Origin of the sequence: Mediterraneibacter gnavus ATCC 29149 (genome assembly GCF_008121495.1) — a bacterium.
GTDB classification, from domain to species: Bacteria; Bacillota; Clostridia; order Lachnospirales; family Lachnospiraceae; genus Mediterraneibacter; species Mediterraneibacter gnavus.
The window spans coordinates 225558-243202 of record NZ_CP043051.1 but is presented as its reverse complement, the minus strand read 5'-3'; the positions used below and the strand labels follow the sequence as shown (position 1 = coordinate 243202).

The window sequence follows — 17645 nt, the reverse complement described above, 5'->3', positions numbered from 1 at the left end:
TTCTTTACAATGATGTTGGGTGATGTATAATTATAAATAAAGTGAGAAATATGAATTTGTAAAAGTGAGAACTAAATAAAAATTATTAGGGAGAATTTATGAAGTGGCAAGTAGACATGAAAGTAAAGGATTATATTCGTAATTGGAGCGATCAAGAAATTCATACAGAATATAAAGGAGTTACTGCAAATATAAAAATAAAAGATAATAACTGTAAATTAGAACTTGAAGGGGAAGAGAATGTCAAAATTGTATTCCAACTTCTTTGGGAATTGCTGTTTCTTTATGATGGATATTTTTATGAACCAATATCATATGAAATTGATGGGGTTAAAATGGAATGTAAAGAGCTTATTACATTACCATTTTATAAAACAGACAAAATGTGGTATTGTTCAGAATTATTAGGGAGAGCACAAAGAGACCTGTCATCAGAAGTGTTAGAAAAATATGATAAATTTCGTAACACGGGCATTTCAGATAAAAAAATGACAAAATCAGTTGTGAATGCTTTTTACTATTTGAATTCAGAAAATTATGGAAAGATAAATGTAAATCATAGACTATCTTTATTATTGAATATTGCAGATGGTTTCATAATAAACACTTATAAAGAGACAAATAATGTAAAAGGTAGTTATGATATATTTTTTAAGAAAATAGTAAATAGTCAGAAGTTACAACAAGGAATTTCTTTGCTTGGAATAGATGGAGAAAAATATAAGGGGTTATTATCTCAAGAAAGACATACATTTTATCATTATATATATTCAAAAAATAGTTTGGCTGCGTTAATTCATGACTCCGAAGATAAAATTACAGATTATGCAAATTGGTATTTTGTATATGTACTTGAACTTGTAATTAGAGTAAACTTTTTAAAAGTGTCTGGTGTTGTGTTAAATCAGGAAGCTGTGGATTACGCATTAGAGTCGATAAATGATTGGATTATATATGAAAATAATCTTGACAAAGACTGTATAACACATCGTTATCAGATGGCTCAAGAATTGAAACGAATGGGAATTACTATGAAATAGATATTTAGGTTATTAAATTTTATTCAAAAAATGAAATGAGGTATGCAAGATGGCAAACAATAGAGATGATTTTTCCTTGGCTACGAAGGAGTTGCTTGCAAATCGAGTAGGCAGAAGATGTAGCAATCCGAAATGTCAAAAACTAACTTGTGCTGCAAATACTGATCCAGATAAAATTACAAATATTGGTGTAGCTGCCATATTTGTGCCGCAGCAAAGGGTGGTCCAAGATATGATGAAAGTATGACACCAGAAGAACGAAAGTCTTCTGAGAATGGAATATGGCTATGCCAGTCTTGCTCAAAGTTAATAGATACAGATACCACTCGTTATTCAAAAGCAGTTCTTTTAGAGTGGAAAAAGGCTGCAGAATTATCAGCACTTTCAGAGATTGAAAAGATTTCGCCAATACAATCTATGGAAGAGGATAAAGCGATTATCAAATTCTTTGTTCAATGTTTTGATCGTCCAGCTTTTCAAGATGACATTTATCAGGAAGGTCGAATGGAGGATTTTGATAAAGCCATCGAAGATACTCTTATCGCATTGAATACAGGGGTTATGCGTACCAGAGATGGTGAGAAACTAAAACAAGCGGAAGGAAAATCGGCGATTCAAAATCCAATATGGCGTAAAAAACTCGATACAATTGCAGATATGCTTAATGATATCCGTAGACGATTAAAGGTGGCTGAAGCAGAGCATACATATACAAAATATGGTTCAGGACAGGATGTTTTTTATTGTTTTTCAGATAGAGAACTCGGTGAGTGGTTTAATCTTACAAGAGAAGAAATATTGAAAATCTTATCTTCTATTTGTAGGGAGGCTGGATTGCGTGAATTACATTTTCCTTGCAGAAGGTATAAATGGTAAAAGAGAAGGAGAGGGGTATAGTCATCATAGGCTATATCCCTCAAAATCATTTCTCTACTAACGTTTTATAAACTCTACTTGATTTGTTTGCATCTATTTATCAAAGCCTTTTGCGGATTTATAGCATTTATTTAACACCCAGCCGTTATTTTGAAGAAAAAGTGCTGAAATACCTGATAAAATCGTAAAAAAAGCGAAAGAAAATTGCCTGCAACTACTTGACACAAGAGGGCATCTGCGCACATCCTGATTTTGGAAAACGGATATTGGAATTCAGGGATTTTGTACATCGAAAGGAGCAGATGTATGATGACAGCGGTCACGGAACACATGTGGCCGGAATTTTGGCGGGCGACGGGCGGCTTTCCGGCGGAACCTACGCGGGAATAGCGCCGAAAGCCTCCTTGCTGATTGCAAAGGTACTGGATCAGGATGGAAACGGAAGTGTGGAGAGTGTTCTGGAAGGAATGCGCTGGGTACTGTCTATGCGGAAAAAATATCCCATCCGGGTCGTCAATATTTCTGTAGGAGCAAAGCCTAATCTGGAACAGAGGCAGAAAAAACGACTGATACTCGGTGCGGAATCTCTATGGGATGCAGGAATTGCGGTGGTGGCGTCTGCGGGAAATGACGGTCCGGAAAGAGGCAGTATTGCTTCACCGGGAGACAGCAGAAAGATCATCACAGTAGGCGCTTATGAGGAAATCAGGCGGGGCAGGACACGTATGGGACAGCGGTGGAAATATTCCGGAAGAGGACCATCCGATACGTGCATTGTAAAACCGGATCTTGTGGCGCCGGGACTTGGGATCATAAGCTGTGGCAGAATTGACAAAGAAAAGAAAGCTTATGTGGAGAAAAGCGGCACATCCATGGCAGCACCGATCGTATCAGGTGCGGTTGCATGTCTGCTGTCAGAATATCCGGACATGACCAATGTAGAAGTGAAACTGAAGCTGAGGGAGTCCTGCATTTCGCTGGACGAAGAAGGAACCGGGTGGGGTCTCCTTAATATAGGGGAGCTTTTGTAAGCGCGAATGGCAAAGAAAGAAGGTGTCAAGAAAAAGTACTTGACACCTCTTTTTTTTTGAGTTATGATAGCAAAGGTGATTTGAGTGAATGATATTTTAGAACAGGCATTGTTATACGACTTTTACGGTGAACTTCTTACCAGTCACCAGAAAGAGATTTATGAACAGTTTGTACTGGAAGATTTATCTTTGAGTGAGATTGCAGGTGAGGCAGGCATCAGCCGCCAGGGAGTGCATGACCTGATCAAGCGGTGTCAGAAGGCTCTGGAAGGCTATGAGGAGAAGCTGCATCTGGTAGAAAAATTTCTTTCTATCAAGGAGAAGGTTCACGAGATCGACAGTGTGCTGGATGCTTATGAATCCGGTGCCGGAAATCAGAAACCGCAAGAGATGATAGAGAAGATCCGGAAGATATCGGATACAATTATAGAGGAGTTATAGCATGGCATTTGACAGTTTAACAGAAAAACTTCAAAACGTATTTAAGAATCTCCGAAGCAAAGGTCGTCTGACGGAAGATGATGTAAAGGCGGCACTGAAAGAAGTGAAGATGGCACTTCTGGAGGCGGATGTAAACTTTAAAGTCGTAAAGAAGTTTGTAAAAGATGTGCAGGAGCGAGCAGTCGGACAGGATGTGATGAACGGACTGAATCCGGGACAGATGGTGATCAAGATCGTAAATGAAGAACTTGTAAATCTGATGGGTTCTGAGACGACGGAGATCAAATTGCAGCCGGGAAGTGCAATCACGGTGATCATGATGGCAGGACTTCAGGGTGCAGGTAAGACCACGACTACTGCAAAGCTGGCAGGCAAGTACAAGCTGAAAGGCAAGAAACCACTGCTTGTTGCGTGTGATGTGTATCGTCCGGCAGCGATTAAACAGCTGCAGATCAACGGAGAGAAGCAGGGCGTGGAAGTATTCTCCATGGGAGATAAAAACAAGCCTGCTGATATCGCAAAAGCGGCGCTTGAGCATGCGCGCAAGAATGGAAATAACATCGTGATTCTGGATACAGCGGGACGTCTTCACATTGATGAAGATATGATGGCAGAGCTTCAGGAGATCAAAGGAACAGTGGATGTGCATCAGACGATTTTAGTTGTGGATGCGATGACCGGACAGGATGCGGTCAATGTGGCCGGAAGTTTCAATGATAAGATTGGGATTGACGGTGTGATCGTGACAAAGCTGGACGGCGATACAAGAGGCGGTGCTGCACTTTCGATCAAGGCAGTGACCGGATGCCCGATTCTTTATGTGGGTATGGGAGAGAAGCTCTCAGATCTGGAGCAGTTCTATCCGGATCGAATGGCATCCCGTATTCTTGGAATGGGAGATGTTCTGACACTGATTGAGAAAGCCGGGGCTGAGCTGGATGAAGAGAAAGCACAGCAGATGGCAGAGAAGATGAAAAAAGCCCAGTTTGATTTTGAAGATTATCTGGAAAGTATGAACCAGATGAAGAAAATGGGCGGATTATCCAGTGTTCTCGGTATGATGCCGGGACTCGGAGGCATGGGGGCAAAGATGCCGGAACTTGACTCCGAAGAAAATGAAAAGAAGATGGCAAGGATGGAGGCCATGATCCAGTCAATGACAGTAGAGGAAAGACAGAACCCGGATCTTTTGAATCCATCCAGAAAACACCGTATTGCAAGAGGCGCTGGTGTAGATATTTCCGAAGTCAACCGTATGGTAAAGCAGTTTAACGAATCCAGAAAACTGATGAAGCGACTTCCGGGACTGATGGGTAAAGGTGGTAAAAAAGGCAGATTTAAGCTTCCTTTTTAGCACATAGATAACAAAAAAGAAAAATATTAAGAAGAGGTGAAAGAAATGGCAGTAAAAATCAGATTAAAAAGAATGGGACAGAAGAAAGCTCCTTTCTATAGAATCGTTGTAGCGGATGCGAGAGCACCAAGAGATGGAAAGTTCATTGAGGAGATCGGAACATACGATCCAAATCAGAACCCAAGCGTATTCAAAGTAGATGAAGAAGCAGCTAAAAAATGGCTGAACAACGGAGCTCAGCCTACAGAAGTTGTAGGAAAGATCTTTAAGGCAGCTGGAATCGAAAAATAAGCTGTTTCGCGGAGGTGCGCGTAAATGAAAGAGTTAGTTGAAGTGATTGCGAAAGCATTAGTAGACGATCCGGACAGCGTTGCAGTTTCTGAGAGACAGGACGGCAGAACTACGGTTATTGAAGTACGTGTCGCTGACAGTGACATGGGAAAAGTGATCGGAAAACAGGGGCGCATTGCAAAAGCGATCCGTTCTGTTGTAAAAGCAGCAGCGGCAAAGGAAGATAAGAAAGTTGTTGTTGATATCATACAGTAACTTGACAAAAAGGGGACAGGCTTTGGATCAAAGCAGCTGCCCCCTTTCTTTTTCGCAGAGAGGATAGGAGAAGAGCATGGAACAGTTTTTACAGGTAGGTGTGATCTCATCCACACATGGAATCCGCGGGGAAGTCAAAGTATTTCCGACCACGGATGATCCAAACAGGTTTAAAAAGCTCAAAAAAGTGATTCTGGAGACAAAGAAAGAGAAGCTTTCGCTGGAAGTCCAGGGAGTGAAATTTTTTAAACAGTTTGTCATCGTGAAATTCAAAGGGATTGACAACATCAATGATATCGAACAGTACAAAGGCTGTTCTCTTTTTGTCAGCCGTGAGGATGCAGTTGCACTGGAGGAAGACGAATATTTTATTGCTGATCTGATCGGGATGGAAGTTTACACGGATGAGAATCCCGAGGAACTTTTCGGGACATTAAAAGATGTGATCGAAACCGGGGCGAATGAAGTGTATCTTGTAGAGTCAAAAACACATGGGGAAGTGCTGATCCCGGCAATCCGCCAGTGTATTCTTTCCGTGGATGTAAAAGCGCAGAAAATGCAGGTGCATCTGCTGAACGGATTGCTGGATCAATGATTTCAATGAAAGAAAGTGCAGGACAGATACGATGAATTTTCATATTTTGACATTATTTCCGGACATGGTCATGCAGGGACTGGGTACCAGTATCATCGGAAGAGCGGTAAACAACGGGCTGCTTTCCATTGAGGCGGTCAATATCCGGGATTACGCGTTTAACAAACATCAAAGCGTGGATGATTATCCATATGGAGGCGGAGCAGGTATGCTGATGCAGGCAGAACCTGTTTATCAGGCATATGAGGCGATCGCAGAAAAAGTGAAAAAGAAGCCGCGTGTCGTGTATCTTTCTCCACAGGGAGCGACTTTTTCCCAGACTATGGCAGAAGAACTGGCAAAAGAAGAAGAACTGGTGCTGCTCTGCGGGCACTATGAAGGAATCGATGAACGTGTTCTGGAGGAAATTGTGACAGATTATGTTTCTATCGGAGATTATGTGCTCACAGGCGGAGAATTGCCGGCCATGGTCATGGTGGATGCGATTTCCCGTCTGATTCCGGGTGTGCTGCACAATGATGTATCCGCAGAATTTGAATCTTTTCAGGATGATCTGCTGGAATATCCGCAGTATTCGAGACCCGAGGAATGGCATGGGAAAAAAGTTCCGCCGATTCTTCTGTCCGGACATCACGCCAATATTGAAAAGTGGAGAAGAGAGCAGTCGATCATCCGGACAAAGGAGAGAAGACCGGATCTTTTGGAAAAGTGCATGAAAAGCGGAGTTCTGGATAAGAAAGAAATGAAGTTTTTGCAGGAACTTTTGGCAAAAGATGAGGAAAATGCTTGAAACTATTTACAAAATATGATAGAATAAAACAGTTGTGAAAAGAAGAGATGGTCCTCTGGTACCGAAGTGGTATTAAGAACGTCCAAGATGAAGGAGGAACACAATGAACGAAATTATCAGAAAAATCGAAGCTGAGCAGATGAAAGAAAATGCACCTGAGTTTAACGTTGGTGATACTGTAAAAGTATACGCTAAGATTAAAGAGGGTAACCGTGAAAGAATCCAGGTTTTCGAAGGAACAGTTCTGAAAAAACAGGGTGGCGGAGTAAGAGCTACTTTCACAGTAAGAAAATTCTCTAACGGAATCGGTGTTGAAAAAACATGGCCAATCCACTCTCCACACGTTGAGAAAGTGGAAGTTGTTCGCAGAGGTAAAGTAAGAAGAGCAAAACTGAACTACTTAAGATCACGTATCGGTAAAGCAGCTAAGGTTAAAGAATTAGTAAAATAGTAGGAATGATGAGAGGGACAATTACAGAAGTGTAGATTGTCCCTTTTCTGTTATAAGGAGAATGTATGCGGCACTTAAAGTTTCGAAAAAAGCGAAAAAGAGCGCCACACAAGGCAAAACTGCATTTTCTGAGTGAAAAGATCCATTGGAACAAAAAAGCGGTTGCGCTCTGGATCGCAGAGATTGCAGTCGTCTGTGCACTTGCATTTATACTGGTATTTTATTTTGGACAGCGAGTGAGCAATGCAGGCGATTCGATGCGGCCGGAATTAAAAAACGGAGATGTTGTTCTGGTGAACCGTCTGGTGTATAATGCCATGACTCCGAAAAGAGGAGATATTATTGCGTTTAAGCCAAATGGCAGAGAAAATGCACATTATTATATCAAAAGGATCGTGGGACTGCCGGGAGAGACGGTTCAGATCAAGGATGGAAAAGTATATATTAACGGAAAAGAACAGAAAAAAGATATCTTTGTGTCCGAAATTGAAAAGCCGGGAGTTGCCCAGGATGAGATCACACTTGGTGAGAATGAGTATTTTGTACTGGGAGATCAGGCGTCCAGCAGCGATGACAGCAGGATGGCTGATATCGGAAATGTAAAACGTTCGGAAATTTACGGGAAGATATGGTTTAATACGAGTGTGGGCAGTAATTTTGGATTTGTAAAATAGTGAGGAGGGACAATATGCATTTTCAGTGGTATCCGGGACATATGACAAAGGCAAAACGGATGATGCAGGAGAATATCAAACTGATCGATCTGGTGATCGAACTGGTGGATGCAAGGCTGCCGGTCAGCAGCCGGAATCCGGACATTGATGAGCTCGGAAAAAATAAAGCACGTCTCATTCTTTTAAATAAAGCCGATCTGGCAGAAGAAAAGTGGAATGATGCATGGGCAGAGTATTTTAAGAAGAAAGGATATTCTGTAGTCAAGGTCAATTCAAAGAGAGGCGGGGGGATCAAGTCGATTCAGGGCGTGATTCAGGAAGCCTGTAAAGAGAAGATAGAAAGAGACAGAAAGCGCGGGATCTTAAACCGCCCGGTGCGTGCAATGGTCGTTGGGATTCCGAATGTAGGAAAATCAACGTTTATCAATGCACTGGCAGGAAAAGCCTGTGCCAAGACCGGGAATAAGCCGGGAGTGACAAAAGGAAAACAGTGGATCCGTTTAAATAAAAATGTAGAACTTTTAGATACGCCGGGTATTCTCTGGCCGAAGTTTGAAGACCAGACCGTGGGACTTCGGCTGGCATTTATCGGTTCTATTAAAGATGAGATTCTCAATACAGAAGAGCTGGGAGGCGAGCTGATCCGGTTTCTGGTACAGAGTTATCCGGGTGTATTGCAGGAAAAATATGATGTGAGTGAGTCACAGGATATTTATGCGTGTCTGGAAGAAATTGCGAAGAACAGGCATTGTCTGGTACGAGGCAGTGAGCTGGATATGGAAAAGGCGGCAAGGCTGTTGTTAGATGATTTTAGAAATGGAAGAATTGGAAGAATTACTCTGGAATTCCCTCAGGATTATGAAGAGACAGACGGAGAGTAAAGAGGGGGCAGTCGTAGCATGAAAGAGAAAGATCAGGATAGAAGTATTTTCAAAGAAATTTTAGGATGGCTCGTGTATATTGCGATTTTGCTGGCTGCGGTATATGTTCTGATTACGTATGTGGGACAGCGGACAGAAGTCAGCGGACATTCTATGGAACCGACACTGCAACATGGAGACAATCTGATCGTAGACAAGATCAGTTATCGTTTCAGGGAACCTGAGCGGTATGAGATTATCGTATTCCCTTATCAATATAAGGAAAATACATATTATATCAAACGGATCATCGGACTGCCGGGAGAAACTGTCCAGATTATAGACGGAGAGGTCTATATCAATGGAGAACTGCTGGCGGATGAACATTATGGAAAAGAAGTGATGCTGGATCCGGGGATTGCAGCAGAATCGATCACACTGGGAGACGATGAATATTTTGTTCTGGGTGACAATCGAAATCACAGTTCTGACAGCAGGGATCCGAGTGTAGGCGTGCTGCACAGGAAGGATCTGATCGGGCGAGCCTGGGTGAGGATCTGGCCGTTTAGTGACATTGGGTTTATCCGGCACGATTAAGAGGAAGTAGATTGAGGAAAAGAAATGAAAAGTATCAGTGAGATCAGAACAGAGTTTGAAGCGTGCCGGGGTTCAAGAGCAGAATTGTATGAGATGTATGCGTATGATACAAGGATGGGAGTGCAAAAGCTCATTCAGAAATATCAGAAGCAGGACGAAAAGCTTGCAAATGAAAGACTTCGTTTAAAGCAGATGCGGCAGTATGAAGAAAAGTATAGTCATTGTGACTATATCTGCGGAATTGATGAGGTTGGAAGAGGACCACTGGCAGGTCCGGTTGTGGCAGCGGCGGTAATTCTCCCGAAAGACGCCGAGATTCTATATTTGAATGATTCCAAAAAGCTCTCGGCAAAGCGAAGAGAAGAGCTGTATGATGAGATACAGGAAAAAGCAATTGCAATTGGGATCGGAATGGCGGGACCGGCGCGAATTGATGAGATCAATATTCTTCAGGCAACCTATGAAGCGATGCGTCAGGCAATCGGTCAGCTGTCTGTAGAACCGGAGGTTCTTTTAAATGATGCAGTCACGATCCCGGAGGTTGTGATTCCACAGGTGCCGATCATCAAAGGAGATGCAAAAAGTGTTTCAATTGCGGCCGCAAGTGTAATTGCGAAAGTAACAAGAGACCGTCTGATGGAAGAGTATGATCAGGTACTTGCGGGATACGGGTTTGCTGACAATAAGGGATATGGCTCGGCAGAGCATATCGCAGCACTTCGGAAACTTGGACCGACGCCGATTCACCGCCGTACCTTTATTAAAAATTTTGTCTGAAAAATGTGGTGTTTTCCGGGCGCAGTGTGAAAAGGATGAAACAAAACAACAGAGCTGTCGGCACTGCCTATGAGCAGATTGCCGGCAGATTTTTAGAAAAGAAGGGATTTCAGATCCTGGAGTATAACTACAGGTGTCGGGCAGGGGAGATCGATCTGATTGCCAGGGACAGGGAGTATTTGGTATTCTGTGAAGTGAAATACCGGCGAACAAAAAGTGCGGGCAGTGCGCTGGAAGCAGTGGATACAAAAAAGCAGAAACGATTGTACCGATGCGCTCAGCAATATGTGGCGGCACATAAAATACCCGATGCTGCGGCAAGGTTTGATGTAGTTGCAATAGAGGGGAACGAGGTGTGTCACATTGAAAATGCCTTTGAGGGGGCATAGAATATAAAAAGGGGAGTGGAAAAAATGGGATTAGGACTTCGTTATAAGAATGAAGAACAGATTTTTCAGGAACAATATACAGAACCACCATACCTGGAATATCCGATGTTTCGAGAGACAGGGATTGTAAAGCATGGATTTTCTACAAGGATAGGAGGCGTCAGCAAAGGCTGTTTTTCTTCATTGAATTTAAGTTTCACAAGAGGGGATGAAGAAGAGGCTGTTCGTGAAAATTTCCGAAGGATCGGATCAGCGATGGGAATCCGATGTGAGGATATGGTGTTTACTCACCAGACACATACGACCAATGTGCGGGTAGTGACAGAAGCAGACAAAGGCTGCGGGATCGTAAAACCTAGGACCTACTCGGATGTAGATGGTCTGGTGACTGACATTCCGGGAATTTGTCTGGTAACATTTTATGCGGACTGCGTTCCTTTGTATTTTGTGGATCCGGTAAAGAAAGTGATCGGACTGAGTCATTCCGGATGGAGAGGAACCGTAGGAAAGATCGGAAAGGTGACTGTGGAAACGATGTGCAGAGAATTTAAAAGCAGACCGGAGGATATTCTCGCAGCGGTCGGACCGTCAATCTGTCAGGACTGCTATGAGGTCAGTGAAGATGTGATCCGGCAGTTTCAGAAAAATTTTCCGGAAGACTGCTGGGATGCGTTGTTTTATCAAAAAGAAAATCAGAAGTACCAGCTGAATCTGTGGAAAGCCAATGAACTGATCTTTTATGAGGCAGGGATTTTGCCGGAGCATATTGCAGTGACCAATCTGTGTACGCATTGTAACAGTGAGATTCTATATTCTCACAGACAGGCAGGAGATGCCAGAGGAAATCTCTGTGCGTTTCTGGCATTAAATCAGGAGGTGTAAGAGTGACATTTTTAGCAACAGAGGAAATCCAGGATGTAGTACAGTCCCCGGAAGAAGTGGCAAAAGATGTAAACCAGTTTGTACAGTGGTTTGAGGATCAGATTCCAACCTTGATCTCTTTCGGGATTAAGGTTGTGCTTGCAATCGTATTTTTCTTTATCGGAAGAGCGGTGATCCATGGAATCCAGAAGATGGTGAAGCATTCCATGCAGCGGGCAAATGCGGATACAGGAGTGATCCAGTTTGTTGAATCATTTTTGAAATTTGGTCTGTATGCACTGCTTTTGTTTATGATCGCAACAAATTTTGGAATTGAGACATCCTCGGTTGCGGCGCTGATCGCATCCGGAGGTGTGGCAATCGGTCTCGCGCTGCAGGGGAGTCTTTCGAACTTTGCGGGAGGCGTACTGATCCTGCTTTTGAAACCGTTTGTAGTAGGTGACTACATCATTGTTGCCAATGATGGAACAGAAGGAACGGTAAAAGTCATCCAGATCTTCTATACAAAGCTGACAACGGTAGATAATAAGACGATCGTGATTCCAAATGGAACGCTTTCCAACAGCAGTCTGACGAATGTTACGGCAAGACCGGAACGGCAGTTGGATTTAAAAGTAGGGATCGCCTATGATGCAGATCTGAAAAAAGCAAAAGATCTGATCGAAACGCTGTTAAAACAGGATGATTCCATTATTCAGGACGAGGATATCAAGGTGTTTGTCGATTCTCTGGCTGACAGTTCTGTTATACTGGGACTGCGCGCATGGGTGAAGACAGAGGAGTACTGGAGTACAAGATGGAGACTTCTGGAAGAAATCAAGCTGATATTTGATGAAGAAGGTATTGAGATACCGTTCAATCAGCTGACTGTGCATATGGCGGAAAAATAATAAAAGAATATTGAGTAAAAGTAACAGAAAAAGAGAGCTGGAAAAGAAAAGCTCTCTTTTTTATGCAAAAAACGTAAAAAACAAAGAAAAAACAAATAAAATATGGAAGTTTTGCTGGAATAAGAGTATACTGAAAACGTAAATATGCTTAGGGGATATAACTGTACAGAAGTTATAAAAAATGAGAAAGGAGTCAATGAAGCAAGGAACAAAACAAAAACAGGAGGAAATGAAGGTATGAAAAAAGAGAGAAAAAAAGTGTTGCTTGTATGGGTCATGACACTGGCAATGCTTTTTGGTGTTCTGCAGCCGGCAGTGGGGATGAATGAAGTGCGGGCAGAAGAAGGAACAGTATCGGAACAAAACGAAGTGGGTGTGAAATACGAAGCACTTCCAAAGGAACCGATGAAAACAAGTGCAATTGCAAGTTCTTATCAGGATTCGGCTCAATGGGGAGACGGAAACGCATCACTTGCATTTGACGGAGATGTCAACAAAGGATGGCACAGTCAGTATGATTCCAAGACAGGACCTCACTGGATCCAGTGGTCGCTTGGAGGAGTTCACAACATAGGACGAATTGCTTATCAGGTAAAAGGGACTGGTGCCAACGGAAGATTTAAAGAAATTAAAGTCGAAGTTAAAAACGGAGAAGCTGACTGGCAGACAGTTAAGGAGGAGACACTTGCAGATGTTGGACAGGGCGGTTCCTGTAATATCGATTTTGATGCAGTAGAAGCTACAGATGTAAAGATTACGATCAAGAGTTCGTATAATACATACGAGAGCGGGGTACTGGCATCTGCCGGTGAATTGGAAGTATACAAGGTTGTACAGGAAGTTCTCCAGGGAACAGTCAATGCAAAAATTAATGGTGTAGAAGTGGGCGGAGAGAGTCTGTCAGATGTGATCACAAAGTCCGGTGTGACAGATGAGATTACATCCATTGAATTTGTATCGGGAACAGTGACATCAGAAGATCTGGCATTGTTAAAGGCGAAAGAAAAAGGAATTTTCAAAACCATTGAGACATTCAAATTAAATTTGAGTGATACATTGAAATTTGTGGATAAGAATGGAAAGAACAGCAAGGTGCTCCCGAATTCTGCATTTTATAATTTCTGGGCACTTCATACAGTAGAATTGGGCGGATTTGAGGAGATTGGAAGTCAGGCATTTGAAAATACTTCCTCTTTGGTATCTGTTTCTATTCCGAATGCTGTAAAAATTCAGAATAGGGCTTTCTACAATGGAAAAAAGATTAAAGAGTTGAATTTGGATCATGTGAAAGAAATTGAGACAGAGGCATTTTATCAGTGTAATGCGCTGACAGCACTGAATGTACCAAAAGTTTTGAAAATTGGAGAAAAGGCATTTTACGGCTCTAAGAATCTGAAAGAACTTCAGCTTCCGGCAACACTGGAAACCTTGGGAGACAGTGCATTTGCTGTAGAGCAGAAAAACAGAAGAAAGCTGAATGTGACAAGTGAAAGAGTAACTCCTCCCGTGGTCACACCGGGGAAAAACAATCCGTTTGCGTATGCAGTGAATTCAACGCTGACTGTACCGGCAGAGGCTCGGGAAGCGTATGTCAATGCAGAGCGTTGGGGTGATCCAAAGAATTACAAATGGTGTTCTCTGCAGTTGGAAAAAGATATGACAGCAACGGACACTTATTACATTACCTATCATTGGGAAGATCAGGATAATCTGGCAGGTGTGAGACCGAATAGTGTTGCTCCAACTTTGATTGATGAGAGCAGTGCTTCTTATGGAGCGGATACACAGTATAGAAATGTAACGATTCAGCCGGGACCGGTAGGCCAGGATTATCAGTATGAATTTACAAAGGTTCCGAGGTACAATAAGCGCGGTGAGCCAGCAAAATGGAAGTTAAATCCGGGCAGTTACAGTACAAATTATGAGATCAAGACAGAAAAAACAGGAGATTATGAATTCAAAGCTACTTATACTCTGCGGACAAGAAAACAAGATAAAACAGTCAGTGTCAACTGGGTGGGAGGAGATGCAGAAAACAGACCTGAAATCAAGGTACAGATGAAACGCCAGAAATGGTCCAATACAAGTGCTTATGATGAGGGAGAAGAGATCACTTTAAATATGCAAAATAACTATACTCACACATGGGAGAACATGGTAGAGTATGAGTCCGGAAAAGACAAATATCCATACTATCCGATTTATAGTATTGAGGAAATCAGAGCTGTTGATGGATATGAAGTAACTTACAGTGTGGAGAAGAATGATAAAGATGTATATCCGTTTGATGAAACCGGCAATATTGTGATTACTTGTACAGGAGAAGCAATCCCGGAAGATGTTGTAAAAGTGAATATCAATAAGGAAAGAGAAGCAGGAGGAACCAGTCTGGAGGATGCAGTTGCAAAAGCAGGCATCACGGCAGATCAGGTGACTTCTCTGGAGTTTGTATCAGGTAAGGTGACAGCGGGGGATCTGGAGTACATCCAGAAAAATGTAAATCAGATCCAGGAATTTAAATGTAATCTGAAAAATGGTCTGACATATGAAGATAAGAAGGGGGCGCAGTCAACCGTATTTCCGGGATGGACGTTCTCAGAAAAAGCCAGTCTGACTACAGTTGAATTAGGCGGATTTACAGATATTGGAAGTTATGCATTTTGGAAGACAAAAAATCTGACATCTGTAAAAATCGAAGATGCACAGATAATCAAAGCGTCTGCTTTTTCCGGAGCAGAGAAACTGACAGAGGTTAATATACCAAATGTAACGAAGATTTCTCAGTGGGGATTTAGCAAATGTAGAAATCTGGTAACAGTCAATATGCCGAAAGTGGAAAAAATCGGACCGGGGGCATTTCTTGCTTCAGGATACTTAAATATTACACTGCCGGCAAGTTTGAAATCTATCAGCGGCGCCGCATTTGGAGTTGCAGAATCTTATGGACAGCCTGGAGAGAAAGTGGAGTTCCATGTAGTGATGGAAGGTGCGACACCTCCAACGGTAGAGCCAGAGCATAACGAGAATTCGCCATTTAAGGATGCAGCACAGACTTCTACGCTGGAAGTTCCAGAGGGCAGTGAGGATACTTATCTGAAGTCTGAATTTGGAGATGAGGAAAAAGGAACATGGTGCAATCTGCCATTAAAAGGTATCAGTACAGATGCTACGGTTACCTTTGATGTTAATGGAACACTGACAACAGAAAAAATTCCAGTTGGAGAAATGATCGGTGACAAACTCCCGGAAAATCCAGAGAAAAATGGATTTGTCTTTACAGGATGGAATACTGCAAAAGATGGAAGTGGTCAGGAAGTCACGGACCAGACAGTGGTGGAAGGAGATATGACAGTATTTGCAGTGTTTGATGATCTGAAAGCAACAGATACGTGGACACTCGTATATCACTGGGAAGATCAGGACAATCTGGCAGGTGTGAGACCAGCACTTCTGACACCAAGACTGATCGATGAAAGCAGTTCTGCTAATGCTGCAGATACACAGGGAAATAATGTCACATTCTCCCCGGGACCTGCACCTCAGGACTATGTATATACGTTTGAAAAGGTTCCGCGCTATAACAAGGTCGGTGAAAAAGCCCAGTGGAGAGTCAGCCCGGGAACTCCTGCTAAAAATTATAAGATTACATTAGAAGAGGCAGGAGAACGCGCGTATAAAGCAACCTATGCATTAAATGTCAGAAAACAAGACAAGACTGTCAAAGTAGAATGGGCAGGCGGTGATGAAGCAAACCGTCCGGAAATTAAAGTAAGTTTTGTGAAACGCGGATTTATCAATGACTGGGTAACTGAAATCGAAGAAGTTGTCTTGAATGAAGAAAATGGATATACCCATACATGGAAAGATATGGTCGAATATGAGTCCGGAAAAGAAGAATATCCATATTATCCAATTTATAGTATTGAAGCAATCGAGACGATTGACGGATATGAAACTACTTATAGTGTTGAGAAGATGAAAGATGAGGATGTATATCCGTTTGACGAAAATGGTCAGCTGGTAATCACGAATACGGCTATCGACAAACAGGCGCCGAATGTAAGTGTTAAGGGTGAAGGAAATGGTGACCGCTTCCGCAAGATCACGGGAATTGCTGTACATGATACAGAGGGAGTCAAGGAACTCAAAGTCAATAATACAATCACAGTCATCAACAGCAAATACAAATATCTCACAGATATCGAAAAACTCGGTGTAAAAGAAGGCGAAAACACAGCAGTTGTAACAGACAATGCAGGCAATGCGAAATCCGTGACATTCTACTATGACACAACTGCACCTACATTTAACTGGATCGTAGACAACAAGACACAGGCACAGTCCAAAGAAGTCCGTCTGGAAACAAGTGAAGAAATTCAGCTGCCGGATGAAGGATGGTCACTTAAGGGTGAAGAGAATGGCGTATTTGTTTACGTGAAGACATTCTATGCAAACTGGAAAGATAAAAACTTTACCGTAACAGACCTTGCAGGAAATGTATCAGAGCCACAGTTTGTAGAAGTAAAACGGATCGATAATTCGAGACCAATAGTTGTGGAACTGACACAGGATATTACAGACTGGACAAACAAAGACGTGACAGTGACAATTAAGACATCTACAGATTGTGTGGCACCGGAAGGATGGAAACAGGTTAATAAGAGAACATTCACAAAGGTATTTAATGCAAACGGAGAGTACAGTGTGACGCTGACAAGTGTGACAGGAGTGACAGGAGATGCTCATCTATTCAGTATCACCAATATTGACAAAGAAGCACCGGTTATTGATTATGCAGCTATCGAGGCAGCAAACGGATACAGAAAAGAGATCCCGGTCAATGAGGGTGAAGAGTATACCGAAGAAAAGTTGGTCGAGATGTTCACAAAACCAGAGTGGGTAAGTGACAATTCTGGGACAGCAACATTTAAGGTTGACAAATGGGGATTGGAACACGGTCTGGATGGATATCAGCCATTTACATCCAAGACACCTGGTGAATATAAAGTTCGCTTCTATGCATACGATGCAGCTGGAAACAACAGCAGTTTTGATGTTTATGTGAAAGTATTAGAGCCGGAAGTAGAAGAACGCACGACAACAGTAAATTATACGGTATTTATTGATGGCCGTGTTCGTACCGGACAGTGGACACATACAGGAACTGAGACGGGAGAATTTAGATTTGATCTGTCTATGGTAAAAGAAGATCTGCCGGCAAGCTATGAACTGGAAGAGGGAGAAGAAGGGTATCGGATGCTGCAGTATGGCGATACGACTTCTGTAACGTTCTACCTTACAAGATAGGAAATCTGCAGTATTATTTTGCAGAAGATAACAAACCCGGATGAAAAGGAAAAGATTTCCGATTCATCCGGGCTCTTTTTTCTATCAGCTTTTGCAACTGAGATTGTTTTATGGTATCCTATAGAATGTATGCAGGGATGAAAAT

Annotated in this window: 19 protein-coding genes; all 19 read left to right on the top strand. The window is 42.4% G+C overall.

All coding sequences use genetic code 11. The features are described from left to right. Positions 1-98: 98 nt before the first annotated feature. The 19 genes from FXV78_RS01040 (at position 99) to FXV78_RS00950 (ending at position 17500) form a co-directional block, all read left to right on the top strand. The gene (locus FXV78_RS01040) at positions 99-1040 is read left to right on the top strand and encodes a hypothetical protein (protein WP_004221692.1); all 942 of its coding nucleotides are present in this window, start codon (positions 99-101) and stop codon (positions 1038-1040) included. 49 nt (positions 1041-1089) lie between these two features. After that, on the top strand, positions 1090-1287 hold the full coding sequence (locus FXV78_RS01035) for a hypothetical protein (protein WP_004221693.1): 198 nt from the start codon (positions 1090-1092) through the stop codon (positions 1285-1287). Then, on the top strand, positions 1284-1916 hold the full coding sequence (locus FXV78_RS01030) for a hypothetical protein (protein ID WP_004221696.1): 633 nt from the start codon (positions 1284-1286) through the stop codon (positions 1914-1916). The genes FXV78_RS01035 and FXV78_RS01030 overlap by 4 nt, the downstream gene beginning before the upstream one ends. Before the next feature lie 266 nt (positions 1917-2182). Next, positions 2183-2947: a S8 family peptidase gene (locus FXV78_RS01025; protein WP_226971673.1), complete on the top strand. Its 765-nt coding sequence runs from the start codon at positions 2183-2185 to the stop codon at positions 2945-2947. An 84-nt stretch (positions 2948-3031) separates the two neighbouring features. Further along, a complete protein-coding gene (gene ylxM / locus FXV78_RS01020) occupies positions 3032-3388 on the top strand; it encodes a YlxM family DNA-binding protein (RefSeq protein ID WP_004841738.1) in 357 nt (118 codons plus the stop codon). Between the two features lies 1 nt (position 3389). Beyond that, entirely contained in the window at positions 3390-4742 is a 1353-nt protein-coding gene (ffh, locus tag FXV78_RS01015; RefSeq protein WP_004841737.1) for a signal recognition particle protein, read from the top strand. Positions 4743-4787: 45 nt separating this feature from the next. Then, positions 4788-5033, top strand: a complete 246-nt coding sequence (gene rpsP / locus FXV78_RS01010; RefSeq protein ID WP_004841734.1) for a 30S ribosomal protein S16 — start codon at positions 4788-4790, stop codon at positions 5031-5033. Between the two features lie 24 nt (positions 5034-5057). Then, on the top strand, positions 5058-5288 hold the full coding sequence (locus FXV78_RS01005; RefSeq protein ID WP_004841733.1) for a KH domain-containing protein: 231 nt from the start codon (positions 5058-5060) through the stop codon (positions 5286-5288). 76 nt (positions 5289-5364) lie between these two features. Further along, positions 5365-5883 (top strand): ribosome maturation factor RimM, encoded by a 519-nt coding sequence (rimM, locus tag FXV78_RS01000; RefSeq protein WP_004841730.1) that lies wholly within the window; start codon positions 5365-5367, stop codon positions 5881-5883. 31 nt (positions 5884-5914) lie between these two features. Continuing rightward, positions 5915-6673, top strand: a complete 759-nt coding sequence (trmD, locus tag FXV78_RS00995) for a tRNA (guanosine(37)-N1)-methyltransferase TrmD (protein ID WP_004841728.1) — start codon at positions 5915-5917, stop codon at positions 6671-6673. 103 nt (positions 6674-6776) lie between these two features. Then, entirely contained in the window at positions 6777-7124 is a 348-nt protein-coding gene (rplS, locus tag FXV78_RS00990; RefSeq protein WP_004841726.1) for a 50S ribosomal protein L19, read from the top strand. 65 nt (positions 7125-7189) lie between these two features. Further along, positions 7190-7798 (top strand): signal peptidase I, encoded by a 609-nt coding sequence (gene lepB, locus FXV78_RS00985; protein ID WP_004841724.1) that lies wholly within the window; start codon positions 7190-7192, stop codon positions 7796-7798. Between the two features lie 14 nt (positions 7799-7812). Beyond that, positions 7813-8679 (top strand): ribosome biogenesis GTPase YlqF, encoded by an 867-nt coding sequence (ylqF, locus tag FXV78_RS00980; protein WP_004841723.1) that lies wholly within the window; start codon positions 7813-7815, stop codon positions 8677-8679. A gap of 18 nt (positions 8680-8697) precedes the next feature. Beyond that, positions 8698-9255, top strand: a complete 558-nt coding sequence (gene lepB, locus FXV78_RS00975; protein ID WP_004841721.1) for a signal peptidase I — start codon at positions 8698-8700, stop codon at positions 9253-9255. A 24-nt stretch (positions 9256-9279) separates the two neighbouring features. Continuing rightward, a complete protein-coding gene (locus FXV78_RS00970; protein ID WP_004841720.1) occupies positions 9280-10032 on the top strand; it encodes a ribonuclease HII in 753 nt (250 codons plus the stop codon). 35 nt (positions 10033-10067) lie between these two features. Next, positions 10068-10421, top strand: coding sequence for a YraN family protein (locus FXV78_RS00965; RefSeq protein WP_004841718.1), 354 nt, complete (start codon positions 10068-10070; stop codon positions 10419-10421). Positions 10422-10445: 24 nt separating this feature from the next. Then, positions 10446-11303 (top strand): peptidoglycan editing factor PgeF, encoded by an 858-nt coding sequence (pgeF, locus tag FXV78_RS00960; RefSeq protein ID WP_004841716.1) that lies wholly within the window; start codon positions 10446-10448, stop codon positions 11301-11303. Positions 11304-11305: 2 nt separating this feature from the next. Further along, positions 11306-12193: a mechanosensitive ion channel family protein gene (locus FXV78_RS00955; RefSeq protein WP_004841714.1), complete on the top strand. Its 888-nt coding sequence runs from the start codon at positions 11306-11308 to the stop codon at positions 12191-12193. Positions 12194-12430: 237 nt separating this feature from the next. Next, a complete protein-coding gene (locus tag FXV78_RS00950) occupies positions 12431-17500 on the top strand; it encodes a leucine-rich repeat protein (protein ID WP_159308429.1) in 5070 nt (1689 codons plus the stop codon). Positions 17501-17645 lie beyond the last annotated feature (145 nt).

Excerpts from the sequence above, each read along its gene's own strand:
- FXV78_RS00965 (WP_004841718.1), top strand. The coding sequence starts at position 10,068 with ATGAAACAAAACAACAGAGCTGTCGGCACTGCCTATGAGCAGATTGCC.
- rplS (WP_004841726.1), top strand. The coding sequence starts at position 6,777 with ATGAACGAAATTATCAGAAAAATCGAAGCTGAGCAGATGAAAGAAAAT.
- rpsP (WP_004841734.1), top strand. The coding sequence starts at position 4,788 with ATGGCAGTAAAAATCAGATTAAAAAGAATGGGACAGAAGAAAGCTCCT.
- FXV78_RS01030 (WP_004221696.1), top strand. The coding sequence starts at position 1,284 with ATGACACCAGAAGAACGAAAGTCTTCTGAGAATGGAATATGGCTATGC.
- FXV78_RS00950 (WP_159308429.1), top strand. The coding sequence starts at position 12,431 with ATGAAAAAAGAGAGAAAAAAAGTGTTGCTTGTATGGGTCATGACACTG.
- FXV78_RS01040 (WP_004221692.1), top strand. The coding sequence starts at position 99 with ATGAAGTGGCAAGTAGACATGAAAGTAAAGGATTATATTCGTAATTGG.
- FXV78_RS01035 (WP_004221693.1), top strand. The coding sequence starts at position 1,090 with ATGGCAAACAATAGAGATGATTTTTCCTTGGCTACGAAGGAGTTGCTT.
- pgeF (WP_004841716.1), top strand. The coding sequence starts at position 10,446 with ATGGGATTAGGACTTCGTTATAAGAATGAAGAACAGATTTTTCAGGAA.
- ffh (WP_004841737.1), top strand. The coding sequence starts at position 3,390 with ATGGCATTTGACAGTTTAACAGAAAAACTTCAAAACGTATTTAAGAAT.
- trmD (WP_004841728.1), top strand. The coding sequence starts at position 5,915 with ATGAATTTTCATATTTTGACATTATTTCCGGACATGGTCATGCAGGGA.
- rimM (WP_004841730.1), top strand. The coding sequence starts at position 5,365 with ATGGAACAGTTTTTACAGGTAGGTGTGATCTCATCCACACATGGAATC.
- FXV78_RS01005 (WP_004841733.1), top strand. The coding sequence starts at position 5,058 with ATGAAAGAGTTAGTTGAAGTGATTGCGAAAGCATTAGTAGACGATCCG.
- ylqF (WP_004841723.1), top strand. The coding sequence starts at position 7,813 with ATGCATTTTCAGTGGTATCCGGGACATATGACAAAGGCAAAACGGATG.
- FXV78_RS00970 (WP_004841720.1), top strand. The coding sequence starts at position 9,280 with ATGAAAAGTATCAGTGAGATCAGAACAGAGTTTGAAGCGTGCCGGGGT.
- lepB (WP_004841721.1), top strand. The coding sequence starts at position 8,698 with ATGAAAGAGAAAGATCAGGATAGAAGTATTTTCAAAGAAATTTTAGGA.
- lepB (WP_004841724.1), top strand. The coding sequence starts at position 7,190 with ATGCGGCACTTAAAGTTTCGAAAAAAGCGAAAAAGAGCGCCACACAAG.